Origin of the sequence: Cognatundibacterium aquatile, from assembly GCF_014699135.1 — a bacterium.
Taxonomy (GTDB): Bacteria; Pseudomonadota; Gammaproteobacteria; order Burkholderiales; family Burkholderiaceae_D; genus Undibacterium; species Undibacterium aquatile.
In genome coordinates this window covers 190,757-216,952 of record NZ_JACOFT010000006.1, presented here as the reverse complement: position 1 = coordinate 216,952, position 26,196 = coordinate 190,757, and the positions used below count along the sequence as shown (strand labels likewise).

Annotated in this window: 19 protein-coding genes and 1 tRNA gene; all 20 read left to right on the top strand. The window is 50.9% G+C overall.

Annotated elements, in window-relative coordinates; all coding sequences use genetic code 11:
* Window positions 1-157: 157 nt before the first annotated feature.
* Window positions 158-1,042 carry a DMT family transporter gene (locus H8K26_RS15935; RefSeq protein ID WP_223827063.1) on the top strand — a complete coding sequence of 295 codons (885 nt, stop codon included), beginning with the start codon at window positions 158-160 and terminating at the stop codon, window positions 1,040-1,042.
* Window positions 1,043-1,123: 81 nt separating this feature from the next.
* Window positions 1,124-2,485 (top strand): prephenate-dependent tRNA uridine(34) hydroxylase TrhP, encoded by a 1,362-nt coding sequence (trhP, locus tag H8K26_RS15930; protein WP_190480819.1) that lies wholly within the window; start codon window positions 1,124-1,126, stop codon window positions 2,483-2,485.
* 183 nt (window positions 2,486-2,668) lie between these two features.
* A complete protein-coding gene (locus H8K26_RS15925) occupies window positions 2,669-2,974 on the top strand; it encodes a DUF1294 domain-containing protein (RefSeq protein ID WP_190480818.1) in 306 nt (101 codons plus the stop codon).
* Between the two features lie 74 nt (window positions 2,975-3,048).
* The gene (locus tag H8K26_RS15920; RefSeq protein ID WP_223827062.1) at window positions 3,049-7,179 is read left to right on the top strand and encodes a DEAD/DEAH box helicase; all 4,131 of its coding nucleotides are present in this window, start codon (window positions 3,049-3,051) and stop codon (window positions 7,177-7,179) included.
* Window positions 7,180-7,284: 105 nt separating this feature from the next.
* Window positions 7,285-8,322: a tRNA dihydrouridine(20/20a) synthase DusA gene (gene dusA, locus H8K26_RS15915; protein ID WP_190480817.1), complete on the top strand. Its 1,038-nt coding sequence runs from the start codon at window positions 7,285-7,287 to the stop codon at window positions 8,320-8,322.
* A gap of 12 nt (window positions 8,323-8,334) precedes the next feature.
* Window positions 8,335-8,787 carry a copper chaperone PCu(A)C gene (locus tag H8K26_RS15910; RefSeq protein ID WP_190480816.1) on the top strand — a complete coding sequence of 151 codons (453 nt, stop codon included), beginning with the start codon at window positions 8,335-8,337 and terminating at the stop codon, window positions 8,785-8,787.
* Window positions 8,788-9,027: 240 nt separating this feature from the next.
* Complete coding sequence (locus H8K26_RS15905; protein ID WP_190480815.1) at window positions 9,028-9,543, top strand: hypothetical protein; 516 nt, start codon at window positions 9,028-9,030, stop codon at window positions 9,541-9,543.
* A gap of 84 nt (window positions 9,544-9,627) precedes the next feature.
* Window positions 9,628-9,703: transfer RNA gene (locus tag H8K26_RS15900), tRNA-His, on the top strand.
* A 340-nt stretch (window positions 9,704-10,043) separates the two neighbouring features.
* Window positions 10,044-11,288, top strand: coding sequence for an MFS transporter (locus tag H8K26_RS15895; RefSeq protein WP_186898211.1), 1,245 nt, complete (start codon window positions 10,044-10,046; stop codon window positions 11,286-11,288).
* Window positions 11,289-11,347: 59 nt separating this feature from the next.
* On the top strand, window positions 11,348-12,730 hold the full coding sequence (locus tag H8K26_RS15890; RefSeq protein ID WP_190480814.1) for a NarK family nitrate/nitrite MFS transporter: 1,383 nt from the start codon (window positions 11,348-11,350) through the stop codon (window positions 12,728-12,730).
* A gap of 281 nt (window positions 12,731-13,011) precedes the next feature.
* A complete protein-coding gene (locus H8K26_RS15885) occupies window positions 13,012-16,740 on the top strand; it encodes a nitrate reductase subunit alpha (protein WP_190480813.1) in 3,729 nt (1,242 codons plus the stop codon).
* Entirely contained in the window at window positions 16,737-18,290 is a 1,554-nt protein-coding gene (narH, locus tag H8K26_RS15880; RefSeq protein ID WP_186898208.1) for a nitrate reductase subunit beta, read from the top strand. The genes H8K26_RS15885 and narH overlap by 4 nt, the downstream gene beginning before the upstream one ends.
* A 49-nt stretch (window positions 18,291-18,339) precedes the next feature.
* Window positions 18,340-19,002, top strand: coding sequence for a nitrate reductase molybdenum cofactor assembly chaperone (gene narJ / locus H8K26_RS15875; RefSeq protein ID WP_190480812.1), 663 nt, complete (start codon window positions 18,340-18,342; stop codon window positions 19,000-19,002).
* A 12-nt stretch (window positions 19,003-19,014) separates the two neighbouring features.
* A complete protein-coding gene (gene narI / locus H8K26_RS15870; protein ID WP_190480811.1) occupies window positions 19,015-19,698 on the top strand; it encodes a respiratory nitrate reductase subunit gamma in 684 nt (227 codons plus the stop codon).
* Between the two features lie 13 nt (window positions 19,699-19,711).
* On the top strand, window positions 19,712-20,458 hold the full coding sequence (locus H8K26_RS15865) for a peptidylprolyl isomerase (protein ID WP_190480810.1): 747 nt from the start codon (window positions 19,712-19,714) through the stop codon (window positions 20,456-20,458).
* An 86-nt stretch (window positions 20,459-20,544) separates the two neighbouring features.
* Window positions 20,545-20,997: a hemerythrin domain-containing protein gene (locus tag H8K26_RS15860; RefSeq protein ID WP_186898205.1), complete on the top strand. Its 453-nt coding sequence runs from the start codon at window positions 20,545-20,547 to the stop codon at window positions 20,995-20,997.
* A gap of 67 nt (window positions 20,998-21,064) precedes the next feature.
* Window positions 21,065-22,402 (top strand): hypothetical protein, encoded by a 1,338-nt coding sequence (locus tag H8K26_RS15855; RefSeq protein ID WP_190480809.1) that lies wholly within the window; start codon window positions 21,065-21,067, stop codon window positions 22,400-22,402.
* 57 nt (window positions 22,403-22,459) lie between these two features.
* Window positions 22,460-23,476, top strand: a complete 1,017-nt coding sequence (moaA, locus tag H8K26_RS15850; protein ID WP_190480808.1) for a GTP 3',8-cyclase MoaA — start codon at window positions 22,460-22,462, stop codon at window positions 23,474-23,476.
* Between the two features lie 17 nt (window positions 23,477-23,493).
* Window positions 23,494-24,180 (top strand): carbonic anhydrase, encoded by a 687-nt coding sequence (locus tag H8K26_RS15845; protein WP_186885726.1) that lies wholly within the window; start codon window positions 23,494-23,496, stop codon window positions 24,178-24,180.
* 60 nt (window positions 24,181-24,240) lie between these two features.
* A complete protein-coding gene (locus H8K26_RS15840) occupies window positions 24,241-26,181 on the top strand; it encodes a type IV pili methyl-accepting chemotaxis transducer N-terminal domain-containing protein (protein ID WP_190480807.1) in 1,941 nt (646 codons plus the stop codon).
* Window positions 26,182-26,196: the final 15 nt, after the last annotated feature.

Here is a 26,196-nt window from a genome sequence, read left to right as displayed (position 1 = left end):
GTTTTCCTCATTGTCATCTCGGCTTTATTCCGGTTAGAGTGGAAGGTTTATGTTGATACGAGTCCACAATATGCTGCTTACTGGCTTGGTATCGTTCGCTCGACAGAGGCTAAGGTGGGGGAGTTGCTACAAATGAGAATGAAGATATGGGGATGAAATGAGTCAGGGTTGGTCGAGGCGTAAGCAAGCCATATTGCTGATGATTGCCGCTGCCACTTTGTGGAGTACTGCCGGTGTCGCCAGCCGTCATTTGCAAAGCGCGGCAGGGTTTGAAATTGTGTTCTGGCGTAGCCTGTTCGCAGGTATTTTTGTGGCGGGGCTGATGCTGCATCAGTATGGTCGTGGCTTTGTCAGTCGTTTAAAACTGATGGGCAGTACGGGTGCGGTGTCTGGCCTGATGTGGGCGATCATGTACAGTTGTTTCATGACTGCGTTGACGCTGACCACGGTAGCGAATACCTCGGTGATGGAAAGTCTGGCACCGCTGTTCACCGCTTTGCTGTCATGGCTGGTACTGAAAGAACGCATACCGGCCGCGACCTGGATTGCGATCGCACTGGCCGGCTGCGGCATGGGCTGGATGTTTGCCGGGAATTTGTCGGTGACTGACAGTCGCGGCGTGCTGGGTATGCTGGTGGCGCTCGGTATTCCGCTGGCCTCATCGGTGAACATGATTTTACTGAAGCGCCGTGCTCATACGGTGGATCTGATTCCGGCGGTGTTTCTGGGTGGGACATTTTCTGCGCTGGCGATGTTGCCCTTGTCGCTGCCATTTCAGGCTTCAATGCAAGACGTGTTGATCCTCGGCGCACTGGGTTTCTTTCAACTTGGATTGCCGTGTTCGTTGATGGTAAAGGCATCCGCTCACCTGAAGGCACATGAAGTGGCGCTGCTGGCCTTGCTGGAAGTCTTGTTGGCGCCGTTGTGGGCATGGCTGGGGGCGGGGGAAGTGCCTGCAACCGCCACACTGACCGGTGGTGCGCTGGTGCTGGCCGCTTTAGTCGGGAATGAAATCCGTACTTTGCGACAGAAACACGCTTAATCGCAGTAAAATAGCGGGTTATTTACCCAATTTTCCGCTGGCGCCAGTTGCGCTGCGGTCTCGTTACGGAATGTTGTTATCATGAAATCTCCTGAACTCTTACTGCCAGCTGGTTCGCTGGAAAAAATGCATGCTGCGTTCGACTTCGGTGCCGATGCGGTGTATGCCGGTCAGCCACGTTACAGTCTGCGTGCGCGGAATAATGAATTTTCTACGCTGGAAGTCTTGCAGCAAGGCATCAGCGATGCCCATGCGCGTGGCAAATTATTTTTTGTTGCCAGCAATATTTTTCCGCATAACTCCAAGCTCAAAACCTATCTGCGCGACATGGAGCCGGTGATCGCGATGAAACCGGATGCGCTGATTATGGCCGATCCTGGTCTGATCATGATGGTGCGCGAAAAATGGCCGGAAGTGCCAGTGCATCTGTCGGTGCAGGCGAACGCGGTTAACTGGGCCGACGTGAAATTCTGGAAAAAAATGGGACTGACCCGCGTGATTCTGTCACGTGAATTATCGCTCGATGAAGTCGAGGAAATTCGTCAGGAATGCCCGGACATGGAGCTCGAAGTGTTCGTGCATGGCGCGCTGTGTATTGCTTACTCCGGTCGCTGCTTATTGTCTGGTTATTTCAATCACCGCGATCCGAATCAGGGCACTTGTACCAATTCCTGCCGCTGGGATTACAAGGTTGAAAACGCCGCTGAAAACGAAACTGGCGATCTTGCGCGGATTCCGGTGGAAACGATTAAATTTGACTTCAACAAGGCGCTGGAAGATGCGAATCAATCGTTCTCAGCGATGGGCGACATGCCGCGTCACCCGCTGGCAGACCGTCCTTACCTGATCGAAGAATCGACCAAACCAGGTCAGCTCATGCCAATTCTGGAAGATGAGCACGGCACTTACATTATGAATTCGAAAGACTTGCGCGCCGTTGAACACGTTGAGCGTCTGGCGAAAATCGGCGTTGATTCTTTAAAAGTTGAAGGTCGTACCAAGTCGCTGTATTACGTCGCACGTACTGCACAGGTGTATCGTCGTGCGATTGATGATGCGGTGGCTGGCCGTCCGTTTAACCCGCAATTGCTGGGCGAGTTGAATGGTCTGGCGAATCGCGGTTATACCGACGGTTTCTATCAGCGTCATCACACGCAGGATCATCAGAACTATATGGAAGGCGTGTCGCAGGCACATCGTAGCCAGTATGTTGGTCAGGTGTTGAACGTCGCCGATGGCTGGGCGGAAGTGGAAGTGAAAAACCGTTTCGCTGTTGGCGATCAGATCGAAATCATTTCACCGAATGGTAACGAAATCGTGACGCTGTCAGAAATGCGTAACAAAGAAAGTCAATCGCTGAACATCATTGGCGGTGCAGGTCATACTGTGCGCATTCCGCTCGATGCGAAATACGAAAAGGCCTTGCTGGCGAAAATGTTGTAAGCGAAAAATTGCGTCATTATTGACGCAGTATTAAAGCAGTATTGAGGAAAAATTCGGATACTCCCCCCTGTTTTTCGTAAAAATCCCCTTATGTCCTTATAAACAAAGGGGGTTTTTAGATACTCCGGGGGAGTATTTTTTTTAGCCGCTGGATGGCGTGGTTTCTCTTTTCGCACATAGCCTGTGTCCTATCTACTCATACTTGCGCTGACGCTGACTTACTATCTGCTGCTCAGTCTGCTGTGTTTTCTGGTTTATTTTTACGACAAACAAGCGGCGATTCAACGCAGATCACGCGTCCCGGAGAAAAATTTACTGTTGCTGAGCCTGATCGGTGGCTGGCCGGGGGCGCTGCTGGCGCACAAATTTTTACGCCACAAGTCGATGAAGCGACCGTTTCTGCGCTGGTTTTTTCTGATGCTGGTGTTGCATTGGCTGTTGTTGTTTGCATTGCTTGCCGCCAGCGTATTTTTCGCAAACGTACATTAAAAAAGTGGCGGTCGTCACATTGATCTATCTGTGTGATCTTCCATTGGAAACGTGATACAACACAGATGCCGCGCATGTCTGCAAATTTTTCTTACCCTTCATTTCAGCTCATTGACTTCTCTATGGATTTGTTTGACCGCCTCACCGACGACGAATTGCCCATCGTATATGCCACGGCTTTATATACTGCGCCGCTGAGTCAGACCAAAGCGCTGGAGTTAATGCAGCTACGCGGCGCGAAAACTCTGATGGGTAATCCCTACGATGCAAAACTGCTCAAAGATCTGATGCTGGATTTATGCAAGCGTCAGGTTTTGCGGCAGGAAATCGGCTTGGGTTATATCTTGCGTGATGACTGGCGCATGCCGGTATTGCTGCGTTTGCAGCAGACCGGTGGTATGAAATTGTGGATCAGCCAGATTCGTGATTTATTGAAAAAGCACGGCGAATATCAGCATTGGAAATCCTACGATGCTGAATTTTACAGTCGTGAAATGCTGTTTTCCGTGCTGCTCGGCAGAACCGATGAAGCCTTGTTGTGGCGTGAAAAATTTCTCAGTGTTAAAAACGATCATGCGCTTATTCCTGGCGCAGAATTTTTCCAGCATGAGGATGGTATCCGCTTATTTTCGCAACTCCGGCCGATTGATCAGGGCATGGTGCTGACGGATATTTTTGTTAAAGCCAACTGGGAATTACTCGATTGCAGGCTGGCGTATGACTACGCTTGTCAGCAGATGGATCAGGAATCGAATAGCTGGCCGCAATTGATGGGGCTCGTCGCGTGGCAAGCCTTATTGCGCGGCGATTTCGACCGCCTCACGCAGTTACAGCGGCAGTTGCCGCCGCAATTTCAGGGTGAAATTCTGATTGCGATGGCGGTCTTGCAAAACAAAATGACTATCGCAGTAGGACTGGCGCAAACCCATGCGCAGATGCAAAAAGCCAGCAGTGGTAAGCGGAAAATTTTTATTCCCGATTTACTTGGTTTGCTGAGTACGATCGCGATGCTGGCAAAGAATGAGACCAGCAGTTTGCAACTGGCGAAAGCGCAGGTGGATGAGGGCGTGAAACAACGGCATGCGTTCAGCTACTACGTTTTACAGCCGCTGACGAATCACATGGCGCAAGGCGTCGTATTGCCGGTGTCGCATTTTAATGTTCGTACTGCACATGATATCGACGCCTTGTTTGAGGCAATCTGCGCGTACTGGCAAGACGCACCACCGCATCCGCGCTTGCACGCAAAGCTGCTGGAGATGCGTGAGACCATGATCCGCTATGGCTATCAGTGGGTAGCGGCGGAGCTCGATGTATTGCTGGCGCATCAGTTTAAAGAAGTGCCGCAATTCCCCGAATGGCATCATAAAAAAAATATCCAGCCCTTGTTACTCGCTTTACAGCGGGAAGAAGGGTGGAAGAGGGCATTGAATGCGTTGTCGCAACTCAAGCCTGCCGGCACTGCTGCTGTCACAAAAAAAGAAGAAGAAATGCGCCTCGCATGGTTACTGGAATTTCATTTTCAGGAGCTGAAAATCGAGCCGCGTGAGCAAAAACGCAGCGCCAAAGGTGTCTGGAGTAAAGGGCGGCCGGTCGCATTGCGGCGGCTGGTGCAGGAGCTGGATAGTTTGTCGTATCTTTCTGAGCAGGATAAACAGATTGCTGCCTGCATACGCCGCGCATCGGACAGCTATTACGGCGGCAGTGAATTTGAAATCAATATCGATAAAGCGCTGCCGTTTCTGGTTGCGCATCCTGCCGTGTACTGGGCCGACGCGCCGGATGTACGCATTGATGTCGTCAAAGGCGATATCGCGTTGCAATTGAAAGAGAATGGCGACCAGATCAGCTTGCAACTGGAACCATTCATCAGCGCCGATGCGAGCGTGGTGTGGAAAAAAGAAACGCCAACTCGTCTCGCCGTGTACACCTCGAGCCCGGAAATTAAACAAATCACCGGCATCCTCGGTCGCGGACTGACTGTACCTGTGACCGCCAAGGCGCAGTTAGTCGATGTGATTGCCGCGATTGCGCCGCATCTGTCTATTCATTCTGATTTGCCGGAGCTGGCTGCGCATATCGCGACGCTGCCGGCAGACCAGACAATGTTTGCGCATTTGCTGCCCTTGCAAGAGGGTTTGCGCGTGCAGTTGCTGATGCGGCCTCTGGCTGACGGCGGTTGGTTTCAACCGGGCAAAGGCGCGGCCAACGTGCTTGGCGAGCAGGCCGGTGTGCCGGTGCAGGCGAGTCGTGATCTGCCAAAGGAAAAAGCTCTGATGCAATTCGTGCTCGATGCGTGTCCCGCACTGGCGAATGCAGAAGAAAGCGGGCAGGAATGGCAGTTGCAACATCCTGAACAATGCCTGGAATTGCTGGAGCAATTGCGCGCAGTTCCAGCCGATAGACTGCAACTGGTCTGGCCTGAGGGCGAACGTTTCCGTTTGCGAGGTAGCCGTTCTTTGCAGAATTTACGCCTGACGATCAAAAAGCAAGGCGAGTGGTTTGTCGCTGGCGGTGAGTTATCGCTGGATGATGGGCGGGTGCTGGCGCTGCGTGAATTGCTGCAAATGGCAGGATCAGCGCGCGGACGTTTCCTGCAATTAGGTGAGAATGATTATCTGGCATTGACCGACAGCTTTCGCAAACGACTCGATGAATTGCGTGCGCTGGGCGAACCCGGCGGTGCTGATGGCATACGCCTGAATGCGCTGGCGGCACCCGCATTAGCGGAATTGGCTGCTGAAGCTGGCGAAATAGAAGTCGATGCGGCGTGGCGTGAGCAAGTGAGTAAGCTCGATGCGCTGGCCGATTTTTACCCGCAGGTTCCTTCTACGCTGCAGGCAGAATTACGTGATTATCAGCTGGCCGGTTATCAGTGGCTCGCGCGACTCGCGCACTGGGGTGTCGGTGCTTGTCTGGCGGACGATATGGGGTTAGGGAAAACGGTACAGACGCTGGCGCTGTTGCTGGACAGAGCGCAGGGTGGGCCTGCGCTGGTGGTGGCGCCGATTTCGGTGGCGATGAACTGGCAATCAGAAGTCATGCGCTTTGCGCCGACGCTGAAGGTGCGTGCGTATCATAGTCATCGTTCACTGGCTGATCTCGGGCCTTTCGATCTGGTCATTGCCAGTTACGGCATGTTGCAGTCGGATGCCGAGGCATTCGCTGCGCAACACTGGCACAGCGTGGTGCTGGATGAAGCGCAAGTCATCAAAAATTCCGCAACCAAGCGCAGTCAGGCAGCGATGGCATTAACGGCAGATTTTAAAATGATCGCCAGCGGCACGCCGGTAGAAAATCATCTGGGTGAATTGTGGAATCTGTTCCGCTTTATTAATCCCGGCTTGCTCGGTTCTAAAGAGCGCTTTACCGATAAATTCAGCACGCCGATTGAGCGCGGTGATAAGCCCGCACGTCAGCATCTGAAAAAGCTGATACAGCCGTTCATTTTACGGCGTACCAAAACCCAGGTGCTGACAGAGTTACCGCCACGTACCGAGATCACCTTGCAAGTCGAGCTGAGTGATGAAGAGCGCCATTTGTACGAAGCTTTGCGTCAGGAAGCAATGGATAAAATTGCGTCGCTTAGTGCGGAAGAAGGGCAATCGCTGAAAGTGCTGGCAGAGATTACTAAATTGCGCCGTTTTTGCTGCCACCCGCAACTGGTATTAAAAAATTCCTCGATCAGCGGCAGCAAACTGGCAGTCTTTGAAGAGACCATCGATGAGTTGCTGGACAACCGCCACAAGGCGCTGGTGTTCAGCCAGTTTGTCGATCATCTGGCGATCGTGCGCGAGAGTCTCGATAAAAAAGGCATACGTTATCAGTATCTTGATGGCAGCACGCCTGCAACCGAACGCAAAAAGCGCGTTGACGCATTTCAGGCGGGGGATGGCGATGTGTTCCTGATCAGTCTGAAGGCGGGCGGCACAGGACTGAATCTGACCGCCGCCGATTATGTGATTCATCTCGACCCGTGGTGGAATCCGGCCGTCGAAGATCAGGCCTCTGATCGCGCGCATCGCATGGGACAACAAAGACCGGTCACGATTTATCGTCTGGTGACACAAAACACGATAGAAGAAAAAATCATCGCCCTGCATGCAGAAAAGCGCGATCTGGCAGACAGCCTGCTGGATGAAGGCGATGTTGCTGCTCGGCTTGATACGGCGGCGTTACTGCGCTTACTGAAGGAAAACGTCTGATGCCTTCGTGCGTGTTGACTGGTGAGTAGTCCGCTCATCAGTGCAACGTAGCAGCAGGGTAGCAAGGTACAATAGTGGTTTGCTTAACGCTGTATCGTATTTATTGTGACTACTAAAGTTTTACCACCCCGCCGCGTTTCCGTCGCCCCGATGCTCGATTGGAGTGACCGTCATTGCCGTCAGTTTCATCGTCATATCACCCGCCATACTTGGCTGTATACCGAGATGGTGACGACCGGATCGCTGTTTCATGGTGATCTGCAACGGCATCTGGAATTTAATCCCGACGAACATCCTGTCGCACTACAGCTCGGCGGCAGCGAGCCGGCCGATCTTGCGCATTGCGCCAAATTGGGTGAAGAGTGGGGATACGACGAAATCAATCTGAATTGCGGTTGCCCGTCTGAGCGCGTGCAGAAAGGCGCTTTCGGCGCTTGCCTGATGGCAGAGCCGCAACTGGTGGCTGATTGCGTGAAGGCGATGAAAGATGCGGTCTCCATTGATGTCACGGTCAAGCATCGCATCGGTATTAACGATGTCGATTCCTATGAATTCATGCGCGACTTTGTCGGGCAGGTCGCTGATGCCGGTTGCAAGACCTTTATCGTGCATGCGCGAACTGCGATCCTGAAAGGCTTGTCGCCGCGCGAAAACCGTGAGATTCCGCCGTTGAAATATGATTACGCCTATCGCTTGAAGCGAGAGTTTTCTGAGTTGGAAATTATTCTGAATGGCGGCATTAAAACGACGGCGGAAATGCAACAGCATTTACAGCATGTCGATGGTGTGATGATAGGGCGCGAGGCGTATCACAATCCTTATTTTATGGCGGACTTTGATGCGCTCTTTTACGAGGATATGACTCCGGTCAAAACCCGTGAAGAAATTCTGCATGCGATGATTCCTTATATTCATCGTCAGTTAGAATTGTATGGCAATGGTGGCAAGGGTTTGCGCCTCAACAGCGTGATACGCCACATGCTGGGATTGATGATGGGACTGGTTGGTGCTCGCGCTTTCCGGCAAACCTTATCCGATAGTAAAAAGCTGGCTTCCGGTAATCCTGACATCTTGCTTGAAGCTTTTGAACGCATGCAAACAGTGACTGCGTATGATCGCAGTCTGGAAGTATCTTCTCAATAATCAGAGGGCCTTATGAACATGTTTATCAAATCGATCATCGCTGCTGCCATCGCCACCGTTACTTTGGCCGCACAAGCGGAAATTGTGGTGAAGGATGCGTGGGTCAGAGCTACCGTGCCACAACAAAAAGCGACTGGTGCGTTTATGCAGATTCAAAGTACAAAAAATGTGCGTCTGATCGAAGTGCAGTCGGCAGCAGCAGGTCTGGCGGAAGTGCATGAAATGAAGATGGACAATAACGTCATGAAAATGCGTGCGATTCCTCAACTGGATGTACCTGCCGGAAAAAATGTCGAGCTCAAACCCGGTGGTTATCATGTCATGCTGATGGACTTGAAAGCGCAGGCAAAAGCTGGCGATGCCGTGACACTGAAATTAATTTTCGAAGATGAAAATAAAAAACAGGAAACTGTGGATGTGAAAGCGACCGTCAAAAGTCTGACAACGATGGAACACAAAATGTAAGTTTCATGACCCAAATTGTGACGCTTTTCTATGGCGAGTAAAAATTTGTAATAGCTTCCGGTGATGCGGGCTGGTGCAGTTATATTGTTGACTGTTTCAACGCACGCTCCTCTTCTCACTGGATTGTGAGTTTATGCCTACGTAGGACTTACGTAGGCATTTTTTATTCAAACTCATTTTGACTAGACAGATTTTATGCGACGAATCTCATCCTCCAAAAGAAATGCTCTTGCCATTGATATGGCAGTCGCTATATCAGAACCTGCCATTCTGAGTCGTATTCCTTTCGATCAAATCCGTATAGAGCATTTGCTATCGCGCGCGGACGATGTACATCACGTACTGGCGCTGACCCCGGAACAAAGTGCATTCTGGCGCGAAACCGCAAGCACCTTACGCGATATGCTGCGGCAACGTGCAGCGCGGCGTGAGCAATGGCAATCAGCACAACGGGAATCGTTACAGAAAAACGCATTTGCCTTACCTGAACTGTTTTCCCAGCTTGAACGGGAAGAGCAGTCCGGCGCGACCGAAAATATCCGCATGCGTGATTTGTGCCTGGTGTTTTATGAAACACTGAGCCAGCATCAACGTCAGTTGTTGCACGGTTTTTTATCGACGCAGGTAGTGAGTCGTCACCAGCCATCTGATCGACTGAGTAAAGAATCACAGGGGATGACATTGCTGAGCTGGCCTAAGGTCTCACGTCAATACGAACAACACCCGGTGACCGCGTTTCTCAGTTTAATGGCCTGATTGCTTGAGAAAGTATTGCTATGGGGGCGAAATCCTTATATAATGCGTAGCTCACTTGGGGCAGTATTCCAGTGAGATTCAGTGGTGGTCGTAGCTCAGTTGGTAGAGTCCAGGATTGTGATTCCTGTTGTCGTGGGTTCGAGCCCCATCGTCCACCCCACAGAATTTAATGAAATCAACGGCTTACAGAGTTTTCTTTGTAAGCCGTTTTTCTATTTTCCAACGGAAAAAATTTTCCAGTGTTTGTACCTCTATGCGGTTTTGTCTGCCGTTGACAAATGATTTGTCGTGGGAAATGACGTTCAAGCTTGAGTCAGTTTATTTACTTTTGTTGATGCCATCTCTTGCGCATAGAAACTGACGAAACGACCTAGGTCGGTCTAGTTCTTTCAGCCAGTGACCCCATCCTTTTGCAGTCAGATTGACTACCGTCAGGGGAATTTCTAAATAACCCCACACTCCTTAAGCTTATATCACCTAAAAAAGCAAAAGGAGCTGTCATGGCGAATGAAGGCAAAGCCTATTCAGTACTGGCTTCCAGTACTTTGGCGTTTACTGTGTGTTTTACGATCTGGATGATGTTTGGTGTGATCGGTATTCCGATCAAAACTGCCTTGCATTTAAATGAGACCGAATTTGGCTTATTGACTGCCATGCCAGTTCTGACTGGCTCATTGATACGGGTGCCATTGGGTATCTGGACTGATCGTTTCGGTGGTCGTATCGTGTTGTTCCTCCTGATGTTGTCAACGGTGATTCCGATTTACCTGATCAGTTACGCAACGGCTTACTGGCATTTTCTTGTGCTGGGTTTGTTTGTCGGTCTGGCTGGCGGTTCTTTTTCGGTCGGCACACCTTATGTTGCGCGCTGGTTCAAAAAAGAACGCCAGGGTTTGGCAATGGGGATATTCGGTGCCGGCAATTCGGGTGCTGCCGTCAATAAATTTATTGCTCCTGTTCTGATTGCCGCAGCTGGCTGGACTCTGGTTCCGAAAGTTTACGCAGGCATGATGCTGGCAGCAGCACTGATTTTCTGGGTTTTTTCCGCGACAAATCCCAGCCATAACGTGAAATCCAGTGTCAGCTTTATGGCGCAACTCAAGATGTTGAAAGATCCCAAAGTCTGGCGTTATTGCCAGTATTACTCGGTGGTGTTCGGCGGTTACGTTGGTCTGAGTTTGTGGATGGTCAAATATTACGTCACCGAATATGGTTTTGACATTAAGAGTGCAGCCTTGCTGGCAGCCTGTTTTTCTTTGCCTGGTGGTGTGTTGCGCGCTTTCGGTGGCTGGCTTTCGGATAAATACGGCGCTTATAAAGTGACCTGGTGGGTGATGTGGGTTTGCTGGGTAGCGTTCTTTTTGTTGTCCTACCCACAGACTGATTTCACGATCAAAACAATCAATGGCATGCAGACATTTCATATTGGTCTGACTCCAGTTCTGTTCACGATGATTTTATTTGTCGTCGGCATCGCGATGGCGGTAGGTAAAGCGTCGGTATTCAAGTTTATTTCGGATGATTACAGCAGCAACATCGGTGCGGTATCGGGTGTGGTTGGTCTGGCCGGTGGTCTGGGTGGATTTATTTTGCCAATCATGTTTGGCGCGATCGTTGATGTGACCGGTATCCGCAGCTCGTGTTTCATGCTGTTGTACGGCACCGTATGTGTTTCTCTGGTTTGGATGCACTTCCAGTTCCGCCGTGAAGGCATGCTGGCGGCACAGGCATCGTTACCTGCATAAATTCCGGTGTACCTACACCTCAATGTAATGAACGTTTTTTGAATAATCAGGAGCAGATAATGAGCCATGTTTTAAAACGCTGGGAACCGGAAAATCCGGACTTCTGGCAAAAAGAAGGTAGTGCAATTGCGAACCGGAATCTGTGGATTTCGATTCCTAGTCTGATGCTGGCATTCTCGGTCTGGATGTTGTGGAGCGTCGTGGCGGCGAATCTGGACAAGGCAGGATTTAAATTCACGAAAGATCAGTTATTCTTTTTGACGGCGCTACCAGCCTTATCCGGCGCGACTTTGCGGATATTCTATTCATTCCTGGTGCCGGTGTTTGGGGGCCGCAAATGGACTGCGATTTCGACCGCAAGTCTGCTGATTCCCGCGATCGGTATGGGTTTTGCGTTGCAAGATCCGACCACCAATTATTCAACGCTGCTGGTATTGGCTTTGTTGTGCGGATTGGGTGGTGGTAATTTCAGTTCCAGTATGGCGAATATCAGTTTCTTTTTCCCAAAATCACGCAAAGGTTATGCGACCGGCATGAATGCAGGTATCGGTAATCTGGGCGTGTCTGTGGTGCAGTTTCTGACACCGTTGGTGATTTCATCTGCGATGTTTGGAGTTGCGATTTCCGGTGATGGCTTTTTATTCCACAATGCCAAAACAGGCGTCGATAAAATGTATTGGCTGGGAAATGCAGGATTCGTCTGGGTTCCCCTGATTATCGCTGCGACTATCGCTGCCTGGTTTGGGATGAATGATATAGCCTCTGCGAAAGCCTCATTTGCAGATCAGGCGGTGATTTTCAAGCGAAAACATAACTGGCTGATGTGTTTTCTCTACATCGGTACGTTCGGTTCTTTTATCGGCTTCTCTGCAGGTTTTGCGATGCTGATCAAAGCGCAGTTCCCAGAAATTGATGTTGCCAAGTTCGCGTTCCTCGGGCCATTGGCTGGTGCGTTGGCACGTCCTGTCGGCGGCATGATTTCAGATAAAATCGGTGGTGCCCGTCTGACGTTCTGGGTGTTTGCTGCAATGGCACTGACGATTGCCACGGGTATTCTGCCAGCCTTGCATTCACATCAGTTCATGATGTTTCTTGGCTCGTTTATTCTGATGTTTATTCTCACAGGACTCGGTAATGGCTCGACGTTCTGCATGATTCCTATCATTTTCCAGACCGAGAGAGAGCGTGCGGTTGCTGGCAAAGGGGATGCCCTTCTGAAGCAGGCGCGTTTGGATGCGGCCAAAGAATCTGCCGCTGTGCTGGGTTTTTCCGGTGCGATCGGTGCGTATGGTGGCTTCTTTATTCCTCAGGGTTTTGGTACGTCCATCAAGATGACCGGTGCGCCTGATATGGCTCTGTATGTCTTCATCGGATTCTATGTCACATGTATGGCGGTAACCTGGTGGTACTACTCGCGCAAGGGCGCAGAGATGCCATGTTGATGCAGTAGTCGTCTTTTGTTCAGGCATTGTCCTGAAGATTAAGCCTCTGATCGCGATCAGAGGCTTTTTTATTGGCTGAATCTGATGTCTTTTTTGTGCTGTTGATACAAATCATTTTTCTTAAAAAGCGACTAGTTCTAAAGGAGTAGTCAGCCTAGTGCCAATGCTTGAGCTGACACACCGCACCGAAGAATGGGCGTGCTAACGCTGACTCTCTACACTCTCAGTATGCAAGTAAAGAAACTTGTGGGTACATCGCCCACCTGATATGGAGAGTTACGATGAGTCATTTTCTGGATAGATTGAAGTTCATGTCGCGGGTGAAGTCCACCTTCTCCGATGGTCATGGTGCTGTAGTTGAAGAGGATCGTAAGTGGGAAAACGCTTACCGCAGCCGCTGGCAGCACGACAAGATTGTGCGTTCCACCCATGGTGTGAACTGTACTGGTTCCTGTTCCTGGAAGGTATATGTTAAGAATGGCTTGATTACCTGGGAAACCCAGCAGACAGACTATCCGCGTACCCGTCCTGATTTACCGAATCACGAGCCACGCGGTTGCCCTCGCGGTGCCTCTTACAGCTGGTATGTCTATTCCGCCCAACGCGTTAAATATCCGATGATCCGCGGTCGCCTGATGGAAATGTGGCAAGAAGCACGCAAGACCATGGGACCAGTACAGGCATGGGAATCGATCAGTCAGGATCCGGTTAAGGCGCAACGTTATAAATCGGTTCGTGGTCTTGGCGGCTTTGTACGCGCTGACTGGGATACCGCACAGGAAATCATCGCGGCAGCGAATGCATTCACTGTCAAAAAATTCGGCCCTGATCGCGTCGTCGGTTTTTCTCCGATTCCGGCGATGTCCATGGTGTCTTACGCCGCTGGTGCGCGTTACCTGTCTTTGATTGGTGGCGCATGCTTGTCTTTCTACGATTGGTATTGCGATTTGCCGCCAGCCAGTCCGCAAATCTGGGGCGAACAAACCGACGTGCCGGAATCTGCCGATTGGTATAACTCTACTTACCTGATGGTGTGGGGTTCTAACGTACCGCAAACACGGACACCGGATGCCCACTTCTATACCGAGGTTCGCTACAAAGGTACTAAGACTGTTGCTGTGTCTTCCGATTTCGGTGAGATGGTGAAATTCGGTGACATCTGGATGGCACCTAAGCAAGGTACAGACGCTGCGTTGGCAATGGCGATGGGCCATGTGATTCTGAAAGAATTCCACCTTGGCGGTAAGTCTGATTATTTCCGCAGCTACGTCAAACAATATACTGACATGCCGATGTTGGTGCGTCTGGTTGAGCGCAATGGCAGCTTTGTACCAGATCAGATGCTGCGCGCATCACAATTGCCAGGTGGTTTGAACGAAGAAAACAATGGTGATTGGAAGACCCTGGCGATTGATGAAAAAACCGGTGATATCGTTGCACCAAATGGTTCCATCGGTTATCGCTGGGGCGAAGGCAAAGTCAATGATGGCGAAAAAGTCGGTCGCTGGAATCTGGAGCCAAAAGATGGCGGTTCCGGTCGTGAGATCGATCCACAACTGAGTCTGGTTGCCAAGCATGACGAAGTCGTCAGCGTAGGCTTTAACTACTTCGGTGGTGCCGATGCGAATGACATGGTGCTGCGCAATGTGCCAGCACGCAAAGTAAGCTTAGCTGACGGGACAGAAATCTTAGTCGCCACCGTGTATGACTTGTCGATGGCAAACTACGGTGTGGATCAGGGGCTGGGCGGCGCTGTCGCTCATTCTTACGATGACGACGTGCCTTACACACCGGCATGGCAGGAAAAACACACCAGCGTTAAACGTGAACTGGTCATTCAGGTCGCACGTGAATTTGCACAAAACGCCCACGAAACACATGGTAAGAGCATGGTCATCGTCGGCGCGGCTTTGAATCACTGGTACCACAACGATATGATTTATCGCGGCATCATCAATATGCTGATGATGTGTGGTTGCGTCGGTCAATCTGGCGGTGGTTGGGCGCATTATGTCGGGCAGGAAAAACTCCGTCCACAATTCGGTTGGGCACCGCTGGCCTTCGCATCCGATTGGACACGTCCTCCACGTCAGATGAACGGTACCAGCTTCTTCTATGCGCATACCAGTCAGTGGCGCCATGAGAAATTGCATATCGATGAAATTCTTGCGCCAACGGCAGATAAATCCAAAGTCAGCCACATGAGCATGATCGATTTGAATGCGAAATCTGAGCGTCTCGGTTGGTTGCCGTCTTGCCCGCAATTAGAAACCAATCCACTTGATGTGTGCGATGCAGCGGCAGCAGCGGGTGTGGAACCTGCAGAATATTTGAAGCAAAGTTTGAAATCTGGTCACGTGAACATGAGTTGCGATGATCCGGATAATCCTAAAAACTTCCCGCGCAATATGTTTGTCTGGCGCTCGAATATTCTCGGGAGTTCAGGCAAAGGCCATGAGTATTTCCTGAAGTATTTACTTGGTACACAGAATGCGCTGTTTGATGATCCTGATGAAGCGGTCAAGCCGTCTGAGGTTAAGTATCGTGAAAAAGCCGCCGAAGGCAAGCTGGATTTGTTGACTGTGCTGGATTTCCGCATGAGTACGACCTGTCTGTACGGCGATATCGTATTGCCGACAGCAACATGGTATGAAAAAGACGATCTGAATACCTCTGATATGCATCCTTTCATTCATCCATTGAGTGAAGCTGTGCAGCCATTGTGGGAAAGCAAAACCGACTGGGAAATTTACAAAGGTATCGCTAAGAAATTCACTGAAATCGGTGGTGACTATCTGGGGACACGCAAAGACATCGTCTTGCAACCTTTGATGCACGATACACCGGGTGAACTTGGTCAGGCGTTTGAGCCAAAAGACTGGAAAAAAGGCGAGTGCGACCTGATTCCTGGCAAGACTGCGCCTAGCTTTGTGGTCGTTGAACGTAACTACAAAGAAATCTACAAAAAGTTCACATCGATCGGACCTTTGTTAGACAAACTTGGTAACGGCGGTAAAGGGATTAACTGGAACACCGAACACGAAGTCCACGAAATCGGTGGCATCACCAAAGTGGTGACAGAAGAAGGTGTATCGAAAGGACGTCCACGTTTGGATACAGCGATTGACGCCTGCGAAATGATTTTGACATTCGCACCGGAAACCAATGGTCATGTCTCAGTCAAAGCTTGGGAAGCTTTATCGAAAATCACTGGTCGCGATCATACGCATCTGGCGGTTGGCCGTGAGCATGACAAGATCCGCTTCCGCGACGTACAGGCACAGCCACGTAAGATTATTTCGGCACCGACCTGGTCTGGTCTGGAATCGGAAGAAGTCAGCTACAACGCCGGTTATACCAACGTGCATGAACTGATCCCATGGCGCACACTGACCGGTCGTCAGCAGTTCTACCAGGATCACCGCTGGATGCTGGATTTCGGTGAAGGTCTCTGTGTGTACAAACCAGCGATCGATACCAAGACGGTTGCGCCGATGTTGAATAAACATCCGAACGGTGAGAAAGAGATTGTTCTGAACTGGATTACACCGCATCAGAAATGGGGCATCCACTCTACGTATTCTGACAACTTGCGCATGCTGACCTTGAGTCGCGGCGGCCCGCACGTGTGGGTCTCTGAGATCGAGGCAAAAGAAGCAGGCCTGGTGGATAACGACTGGGTTGAGGTATTCAACAGTAACGGTACGCTGACGGCGCGTGTGGTGGTCAGTCAGCGTGTGCCAAAAGGCATGTGTCTGATGTATCACGCTCAGGAAAAAATCGTGAACACACCGGGTGCTGAATTGTCCGGTATGCGCGGCGGTATTCATAACTCAGTGACACGTGCGGTCTTGAAACCTACCCACATGATTGGTGGCTATGCTCAACTGGCATACGGCTTCAACTATTACGGCACGGTCGGCAGTAACCGCGATGAATTTGTGGTTCTGCGTAAGATGAGAAAAGTAGATTGGTTAGAGGGTAAATTGGAAGAGGAGTCTGCATCATGAAAATTCGCGCACAAGTTGGCATGGTGCTGAACCTGGATAAATGTATCGGCTGCCACACCTGTTCCGTGACCTGTAAAAATGTCTGGACCAGTCGCGACGGCGTTGAGTATGCCTGGTTTAATAACGTCGAAACCAAGCCTGGTATTGGCTATCCTAAAGAGTGGGAAAACCAGTCCAAATGGAAAGGCGGCTGGCATCGGAATGACGCGGGCAAATTAGAGCCTAAACAAGGCGGCAAGCTGCGCATTCTGGCGAACATTTTTGCGAATCCCAATCTGCCGCAGATTGACGATTACTACGAGCCATTCACCTTTGACTATGAGCGCCTGCAAAACGCGCCATTGTCACAGACGCCACCGACTGCACGTCCTGTCTCTGTCATTACTGGCAAAAAGATGGACAAGATTGTCTGGGGTCCAAACTGGGAAGACGACTTAGGCGGCGAATTCAGCTCACGTAGTCGTGATCAGTTATTCGAAGGAGTACAAAAAGAAATGTACAGCACCTTCGAATCAACTTTCATGATGTACCTGCCACGTCTGTGCGAACACTGCCTGAATCCTGCTTGCGTAGCATCTTGCCCATCTGGCTCTATCTACAAACGTGAAGATGACGGTATCGTCCTGGTCGATCAGGACAAGTGCCGCGGCTGGCGTATGTGTATCTCCGGTTGCCCTTACAAAAAGATTTATTACAACTGGAGTTCCGGTAAAGCAGAGAAGTGCACATTCTGCTACCCACGGATTGAAGCCGGTCAGCCAACTGTCTGTTCTGAAACTTGTGTCGGCCGTATCCGTTATCTCGGTGTCTTGCTGTATGACGCTGACAAGATAGAAGCAGCCGCTTCAGTACCGGATGAGAAAGATCTGTACGAGGCGCAACTCGGTTGCTTCCTGAATCCGCATGATCCGGAAGTGATTGCCGAAGCGCGTAAGCATGGCATTCCGGAAAGCTGGATTCAATCCGCACAGAAATCGCCGGTTTACAAAATGGCGATGGAATGGAAAATTGCTTTCCCGCTGCATCCAGAATACCGCACGCTGCCTATGGTCTGGTATGTACCACCTCTGTCACCGATTCAAAAGGCAGCAGAAGCAGGTCACATGGGTATGAACGGCATTATTCCTGATGTGAAATCGCTGCGTATTCCTGTGCGTTATCTGGCGAATTTGCTGACAGCCGGTAAAGAAGAACCGGTCTTGAGAGCCTTGGATCGTATGCTGGCGATGCGCGCTTTTAAACGTTCTGAAGTGGTGCACGGTCAGAAAGATACAGCAGTGTTGGCGCAGGTCGGTTTAACAGAAGCGCAGGTTGAGGATATGTATCAGACCATGGCGATTGCGAACTACGAAGATCGTTTCGTGATTCCTTCATCGCACAAGGAAATGGTGGAAGACAGCTTCAATGAAAAAGGCAGTTGCGGATTTACGTTCGGTAATGGCTGCTCGGGTGGTGTTTCCGATGGTGCTTTGTTTGGCAAGAAGCCGCAGGGTAGTGTGATTTTTGTCGAAATGCCGAAATCACGCAAAAAAATGTCCAGCGTTGAATAAAAGCCATCAGGTGCGCATGACGCACCTGATCTGCCCTAAAGGAAATTGTATGCAAATTTATCGTATTTTATCTGCACTCCTGAGCTATCCCCAGGCTGAATTGCAGGCGGCGGTTCCTGAGATACGGCAGGCGCTGGCCGATGAACCGGACAGCCTGGAATCGCTGGAACCATTGCTGGATTATCTGAGCACGACGGCATTGATTCCCTTGCAGGAAAACTATGTCGGCACGTTTGATCGGACACCTTCAGTGGCCTTGCACCTGTTTGAACATATTCACGGCGAGAGCCGTGATCGTGGTCAGGCCATGGTGGATCTGATTGAAGAATATCGTCGCCATGGATTTGAACCGGAAGCGAGCGAGTTACCGGATTATGTTCCTTTGTTCCTGGAATTTTTGAGTCTGGTCAGTGATGAAGAGGCTGAAAAACTTCTGGGTGAAGCAATTCACGTGATTGCGGCCATTGGTGTTCGTCTGCAGCGTCGTGAAAGCCCTTATGCGAACGCATTTTTGATGCTGACGTCGTTTACGGATGTCGTGCCGCAAGAGCAGGGTGAACCGCCAGTACGTGATATGGATGACGCAATGGAAACTTTCGGCCCTGGCGCTGATGGTGTTGAACCTTTGCTGAAACCGAATCTGTCAGGCACGCATCCGGTCAATTTTTATCCTAAGCAGCCCAAAGCGAACGGCGCTACTTCTTGTCAATGAGGAGATACCATCATGACTTATCTACATCAATTTATTTACGGGATTTATCCCTACATCGCGTTGGCTATTTTTCTGTTCGGCAGTCTGGCACGTTTTGAACGGGAACAATACACCTGGAAAAGCGACTCGTCGCAAATGCTGCATACCGGCAACCTGAGAACCGGCAATATTCTGTTTCACCTCGGAATTCTCGGATTGTTTTTCGGCCATCTGGTCGGCTTGCTGACACCGGTCATTGTCTGGGACACGCTGGGAATCACGCACAGCTTTAAACAGATGATTGCGATGGTGGCTGGTGGTATTTTCGGTACCTTATGCATGGTCGGTCTGCTGATTCTGTTGCATCGCCGTTTCTCTGATGCGCGGATTTCTGCTGTGACGAAAACTGGTGACAAGGTATTGTTGCTGTGGATTTTCATTACGTTGGGCTTGGGCTTATCGACGATTTTTGAATCAGCGAATCACAGTGACGGCCACATGATGGTGTTGCTGATGACATGGGCACAGCACATCGTGACTTTCAAGGGTGACGCTGCTGAATTTATCGTTGCCGCGCCATTACTGTTCAAGCTGCATTTGTTCATGGGACTGAGCTTGTTTGTGATTTTCCCTTTCACCCGTCTGGTACACGTCTGGAGCGGCTTTGCTTCTGTGACCTATATCAGCCGCGCATGGCAGCTGGTTCGCCCACGCTGATTCGGAGATTAATATGCCTGTCGTAGTCAATGGTTATGAGTTCACCGATGCGGATATGGAGCGGGAGTTACCTGAACATCAGGATGCTGCCGACCCGGTAAAAAGTGCGATGACGGCACTGGTTCTGCGCCGCATTCTGCTGCAAGAGGCGCAGCAGTCAGGTTTGCAGAATGAAGATGAAGAAGCGCTGATTGACGCCTTGTTGCAACAGGAAGTCAGCGTACCCACACCCGGACGAGATGAGTGTATGCGCCAGTATCAGGCACACCCGGATCACTTCCGGGTTGGTGAGCTGGCAGAAGCCAGTCATATCCTGTTTCAGGTGACACCAGGTGTGGATCTGGATGCTCTGCGCAAGCACGCCACGGTGGTACTGGAGGATGTGTTGGAAAATCCGGCTCAGTTTGGCGAATGTGCAAAGGCCAATTCCAATTGTCCATCAGGCGAAGTCGGCGGTAGTCTGGGGCAGATCGGCCGTGGTGCAACCGTGCCAGAGTTTGAGCAGGCATTGTTTGCGGCCGAAGCAGGTCGCATTATTCCTAAGCTGGTCGAGACCCGCTTTGGCCTGCATATCATACAGGTGGGGCGTAAGGTCGAAGGGCAGATGTTGCCGTTTGATAAGGTCGAAAAAGATATTGCGAACGCGATGCATCAGGCCAGTCATGATCATGCGTTGCGCCAGTATCTGCAATTACTGGTAGGGCGCGCACAGATTTCCGGTATCGATATGCAAGGTGCCGACAGCCCTCTGGTGCAGTAAAGCAGGTCGGCATGCGGCCGGCCGCGATTGCAAAAAAATACTAAGGAATGTGTTTGCACATTCCGGGTCACAACTAAGGTGAGAACATGTCTAAAGCAATGAAAGAACTGGTGCGTCAGCATCAGGAGTGTGATGATCAACTGAACCGCTGCGAGGCCGCTTTGCATAAAGGTGATATGGCTTCAGCCGGACGCAATTTCCGTTTGTTCAACGAACAGCTGGACGGGCATTTTACGCTGGAAGAAAACAAACTTTTCCCTGCGCTGGAGCAGGCAACCGGCATGGTGAATGGCCCGACCAGCGTCATGCGTAGTGAGCATGCCGAGATACGCAATCTGCGCGACGAGGCGTATGCGGCGATCGAGGCAAATCAACCCGAAGCCGCGTTGGCAGCAATCGATACGCTGAACGTACTGATTCAGCAGCACAATGTAAAAGAAGAGAATATTTTGTACCCTATGTGTGGCGGCAGTATTCCGGATCTGGAAGATAAACTGGGTATGGGTAGCCCTTGTTGCGGCGCATGTTCTTGCGGCTGATGTGTCGCTGATATATGGCTGACCTTTCTTTGCTGACTGCTGTTTCTCTTTAAAGACAGGATCAGTTTTGTCAGGTGTCAATATTCTCAATTACGAGCTGGCGCCATCGCCAGCGACGATCTTCGGTTGCCTGTTACCGGCACCCTGGCTGGGCTTGGTCGCTGGCTTATTGCTGGCATTCGGCTCCGCTTCAGGTTTGCCGGATCGGTTTGCGCCACTAACGCTGGCCGTTACTCATAGTCTGGTGCTGGGAATGCTGATGCCAGTCATGATCGGCGCCTTGTTTCAACTGATGCCTGTGGTGGCCGGGCAAACCGTGGCTGCCGCGCGTTATATTTCTCCTTTCGTTGCCATAGGTTCGGCCTTGATCGCTGCTGGTCTGGCCAGCGGATTTTTATCTGGCTATGTCTACGGATTCATGTTTGCAGCGGGTTGTGCCTTTGTCTTATATGGCGCGGTGGTTTGCGCATTGCTGCATACCGCGTGGCGTATCAGCGTGGTGGATGCAACTACCCGTACTTTGCGCTGGACCGGAGTCGCTATCGCCATGGTGGTTGGTATCGGAATTGCGCTGGCAGGTAATTTCGCGGGCTGGTGGAGTATTGATGTTCTCCATTGGCTGAATTTGCATGTCGCTTGGGGTCTGGTTGGTCTTATCGCGACACTGGTGCTTGGCGTTGGTTCGACGACAGTACCCATGTTTTGGCAAAGTGCGCGACCTTCTGCTCGCTGGCAACGGGTTGTCCCCGCTGCTTTGTGGATACCTTTAGTGTTGGCGACGCCGGTATTTTTCTGGCAGTGGGCATTGCTTGCTGGCTGCGCGTTCATGCTGATTTTTGCCAGTATTGCATTGCGTGCCATCTGGCGGGCGCGGCGAAGATTTGATCCGGCCTGGCAGTTATGGCTGGTGTCAGCCGCCAGTTGGGCGACGGCAGCTTTACTGACCGGGTTGTACAACGCTGGCGACTCTGTTCACGGTCTTCTTGCAGCGTTGCCAGTGTGGGTTATACAGGCATTTCCCTGGTGGATAGGTGTGTTGGTGCTGGTTGGTGGTGCCGTGTTGCCGGTGAATGCGATGATGGGAAAAATTATTCCGTTTCTGGTCTTTCTGCACCTGCGACGACAAACGCCTGCCGGACGGCGTGTGCCCGCCATGCAGGTGATATTGCCGCCACAGCGCTTGTTATGGCAAGCACGTCTGGTCTTGCTGGCTCTGCTGCTGTTATTGCTGTTGCCGTTGGCACCGATGGCGTTGACAACTTTTGCTGGCCTTGTGTTTGCTGCTTCGCAAGGTTTGCTGGGCGCGCTGATGCTGATGACCTTGTTTCGCTATCGTCGCGAATTGCATACTGTCCTTATGCGCCCGGAAGCCAATAATATTCCGCATATCCCCCAAAAGAACTAGCGTATTCTGGTCTGGCGGCGAATTGTGCCTGCGGGCGCCTGCATCCACAATGCAGACATGGAAACTCCTGCCCCCGCCACTCCTGCTAATGCCGCCAATACGCTGACCGATCGTTTCGGACGCCAAGTCAATTATTTGCGCCTGTCGGTCACTGATCGTTGCGATTTACGCTGCAGCTATTGCATGCCCAAGGGCTTTTCCGGATTTGAAGAGCCGGAAAACTGGCTGCGTTTTGATGAAATAAGTCGTGTGGTTGCGGCCTTTGCCCGTATGGGTGTTGGCCGGGTCAGGCTGACTGGCGGCGAACCTTTGTTACGCCGTGGATTGCCGCGACTGGTGTCGCAATTATCCGAAATTCCCGGTCTTGACGATATTTCTCTTTCGACGAATGCGACACAACTGCATAAACATGCGCAGACGTTGCGTGACGCCGGTGTGCATCGTATTAATGTCAGTCTGGACAGTCTCGACAAAGCCTGTATGGAGAAAATTACCGGTCGTGACAGCTTTGCCAGCATCATGGCGGGTTTGCAGGCCGGAAAACAGGCGGGATTTGATCCGATTAAACTCAATATGGTCGTCATGCAGGGTGTGAATGACCATGAAATATTGCGAATGGCACAGTTTTGCTTTGACGAAGGTTTTATTCTTCGGCTGATAGAAGCAATGCCCATGGGCGCGACCGGGCGCAATAGTCAGTATCTCGACATTGGCCCGATACGGGATCAGTTGGTTCAGCACTTTAATTTATTGCCGGCGGCAACCGAGTTGGGTGGTGGCCCTGCACGTTACTGGAGCAGTGCCGATAGCAAGGGAACCATCGGCTTCATTTCTCCTATCAGCCAGCATTTTTGCGCTACGTGCAACCGGGTGCGTTTATCTGTTGATGGCACGCTTTACATGTGCCTTGGACAGGAAGAGCGATTTGAGCTGCGCCCCTTGCTGCGCGCAGGGATCAGCGACAGCGACCTGGATGCGGCGATCCGTACTGCGATAGAATTGAAGCCTGAACGACATGAATTTATCGAGCAACCGCATAAAATCATTCGTTTCATGTCGCAAACCGGCGGCTAAGATAGATGGAGTAAGGAATGGAAGTACGTAATATTCACCAGTTTATTGAAGGCTTTCAGCGATTCCAAAGTAAATACTTTAACGGCGACGATCCTTTATATGCAAAACTGAATCATGGTCAGAATCCGACAACATTACTGATCGGTTGCTGTGATTCCAGAGTTGATCCCGCTCTATTGCTGGATTGTGATCCCGGTGATATTTTTGTCGTGAGAAATGTGGCGAATCTGGTGCCGCCTTGCAACGAATCCGAGCATCAGCATGGCGTCAGTGCTGCTATACAATTTGCGGTCGAATCACTGAATGTCAAACGTATCATCGTCATGGGGCATGAAAAATGTGGCGGTATCCGTGCGCTGATGCAGGGCTATCAGCCTAGCCGTAAAATTGATTTCATCGGGCAGTGGATGAGAATTGTTGAACCAGTGAAACAACAGGTGTTGCAACAATTAAATTTGTCGTCCGAGTCTGAACAAAACCGCGCCTGTGAATTAGGTGCGATTATCATGTCGTTGAATAATTTACGTAGTTTTCCGTGGATATCCGAGCGGGAAGCGAGTGGTGAAATTGCTTTGCATGGCTGGTATTTCGATATGAGTAATGGTGCTTTGCTCGCCTATTCGCCACGCTCTGATACTTTTTTACCTATGGTGTGCCCGTTGGGTATCCCTCATCCCGACACACAGCAGAATATCAGCGGATAATACCGGCTGGTTTTGTGTGAAAGGCCTTGCTTTGTACGATATTTCTACCCACAGGTACCAATGATGAATGCATCGCAAAGTCTGCCGATAGGCAAACGCCTGACATTCCGGATATTACTGACGACACTGATCGGGCTGGCGCTGACGCTGGCCGCGATTGCTTATACCTTGCTGTTGTCCTGGCAGCTGGAAGGCGGTGGGGCCGCAATTAATGAGGCTGGCAGCCTGCGCATGCGTTCTTACCGTCTGGCGATCGAGCTGGAGCAGAGCATAGGGAAGCCACAAGCTGTAAGTAGAGTCGCACAGTCGCTGGCCGAATATGACCGTACGCTTGCTGATTTGCAGGCGGGCGACGCAAAACGTCCCTTATTCCTGCCGGTCACGGCCAGTATCCGTAAGCAGATGCGGGAGGTGCAGAAAGATTGGCAGCAGCATATCCGTGTCGGCGCACAGAACGTCATGCAGGAAACAGATCCAGTACGACAACAGGCGGTGCTGGCAGAGTATGTACAGAAACTGCCGGATTTTGTGGAAAGCATTAACCAGTTGGTGTCGCTGGTAGAGGTTGAGCTGGCAGAGAAAACAACCTGGTTGCGCTTATGTCAGACAGCCCTGATTTTCATGTCACTGGCGGCCAGCGTTGCCTTGCTTTATCTCTTATATCTGTGGATAGTCGGGCCTGTGACCCGCATGCAGGCGGGTATTGCGCGTATGTCCAAAGATGATCTGAGTGTGCGCCTGCCGATAGAAACTGAAGATGAATTTGGCGTTCTGGCGCAGGCGTTTAACCAGATGGCTGATCGCGTGCAAACAGTGCATCGCACGTTGGAAGACAGAGTTTCTGAAAAGACGGCGAAATTGCAGGCGCAAAATCACGAGATCAGCACGCTGTACGAAACCGCTGGATTTCTGGCGCGGCCAAATGCCATTGAAGAATTGTGTCGTGGATTCCTGCAAAGGATCATGCAAAGAATTCACGCCGATGGCGGTACCGTGCGTATTCTTGATAATAAAAGCGATCATTTGCATATCACTGTGCACGAAGGTATTTCGGAACAGATGATAGAAGAAGAACACTGCATCAAAACCAATGATTGTTTATGTGGTGCGGCTACTCACAGCGGCATTGTGCTGGTCAGGGATTTCCGTCAGTTGAATCAGCAGCGTCGTTATCGTTGCCAGGAAGAAGGCTTTTTCTCCCTGGCGGTCTTTCAGATTCTGGCGCGGGAACAAGTGATCGGTAGTTTCTCTTTGCACTTTGCGAACGAACGCGTCATTTCAGGTGAAGAGCGTCGCTTGTTGGAAACATTGGGTAAAAATTTGGGATCAGCGATAGAAAACCAGCGCCTGATTGCCAAAGAAAAAGAATTTGCAGTATCGCAGGAACGTAATCTGCTGGCGCAAGGTTTGCATGACAGTATTGCGCAAGGGCTGAACTTTTTAAATCTGCAGGTGCAGATGCTGGAAGACTCGTTGCGGCGCAATGACGTGGAAGAAATCAAAGATATTGCGCCGCTGTTACGCGCCGGTGTTGAGGAAAGTTACGAAGATGTGCGTGAGTTGTTGCTGAATTTCCGTACTCGCTTGCAAGACAGTAATCTTGAGTCGGAAATGCGCAATGTCGTCAATAAATTTCAGCGCCAGACTGGCGTACACGGCGAGATACAATTAGCTGGTAGCGGGGCACCGCTGGCACCCGAGCAGCAATTACAGGTATTGTTTATCTTGCAGGAGGCACTGTCGAATGTGCGTAAGCATGCGCACGCCAGCAACGTGAAAGTGGTGGTGGCGAATGAGCGGGACTTTTCCCTGACGGTCACCGATGATGGCGCCGGGTTTAATCTCGATCGCGTACATGAAAAAGGTGATGCCCATGTCGGCTTGCGTATCATGCAGGAACGTGCGGAGCGTTTATCTGCCAGCTTCGGTATTCATAGCCAGCCCGGTGGAGGAACGACGATTACCTTGCAATTACCGCGTCAGGAACGGCTCGTTGCCTGAGCCCTGCATTGATCA

What these genes read in the sequence shown, in the direction of transcription:
- H8K26_RS15935 (WP_223827063.1), top strand. Translation starts at nt 158, where the DNA reads ATGAGTCAGGGTTGGTCGAGGCGTAAGCAAGCCATATTGCTGATGATT.
- trhP (WP_190480819.1), top strand. Translation starts at nt 1,124, where the DNA reads ATGAAATCTCCTGAACTCTTACTGCCAGCTGGTTCGCTGGAAAAAATG.
- H8K26_RS15920 (WP_223827062.1), top strand. Translation starts at nt 3,049, where the DNA reads ATGTCTGCAAATTTTTCTTACCCTTCATTTCAGCTCATTGACTTCTCT.
- H8K26_RS15910 (WP_190480816.1), top strand. Translation starts at nt 8,335, where the DNA reads ATGAACATGTTTATCAAATCGATCATCGCTGCTGCCATCGCCACCGTT.
- H8K26_RS15905 (WP_190480815.1), top strand. Translation starts at nt 9,028, where the DNA reads ATGGCAGTCGCTATATCAGAACCTGCCATTCTGAGTCGTATTCCTTTC.
- H8K26_RS15895 (WP_186898211.1), top strand. Translation starts at nt 10,044, where the DNA reads ATGGCGAATGAAGGCAAAGCCTATTCAGTACTGGCTTCCAGTACTTTG.
- H8K26_RS15890 (WP_190480814.1), top strand. Translation starts at nt 11,348, where the DNA reads ATGAGCCATGTTTTAAAACGCTGGGAACCGGAAAATCCGGACTTCTGG.
- H8K26_RS15885 (WP_190480813.1), top strand. Translation starts at nt 13,012, where the DNA reads ATGAGTCATTTTCTGGATAGATTGAAGTTCATGTCGCGGGTGAAGTCC.
- narH (WP_186898208.1), top strand. Translation starts at nt 16,737, where the DNA reads ATGAAAATTCGCGCACAAGTTGGCATGGTGCTGAACCTGGATAAATGT.
- narJ (WP_190480812.1), top strand. Translation starts at nt 18,340, where the DNA reads ATGCAAATTTATCGTATTTTATCTGCACTCCTGAGCTATCCCCAGGCT.
- narI (WP_190480811.1), top strand. Translation starts at nt 19,015, where the DNA reads ATGACTTATCTACATCAATTTATTTACGGGATTTATCCCTACATCGCG.
- H8K26_RS15865 (WP_190480810.1), top strand. Translation starts at nt 19,712, where the DNA reads ATGCCTGTCGTAGTCAATGGTTATGAGTTCACCGATGCGGATATGGAG.
- H8K26_RS15860 (WP_186898205.1), top strand. Translation starts at nt 20,545, where the DNA reads ATGTCTAAAGCAATGAAAGAACTGGTGCGTCAGCATCAGGAGTGTGAT.
- moaA (WP_190480808.1), top strand. Translation starts at nt 22,460, where the DNA reads ATGGAAACTCCTGCCCCCGCCACTCCTGCTAATGCCGCCAATACGCTG.
- H8K26_RS15845 (WP_186885726.1), top strand. Translation starts at nt 23,494, where the DNA reads ATGGAAGTACGTAATATTCACCAGTTTATTGAAGGCTTTCAGCGATTC.
- H8K26_RS15840 (WP_190480807.1), top strand. Translation starts at nt 24,241, where the DNA reads ATGATGAATGCATCGCAAAGTCTGCCGATAGGCAAACGCCTGACATTC.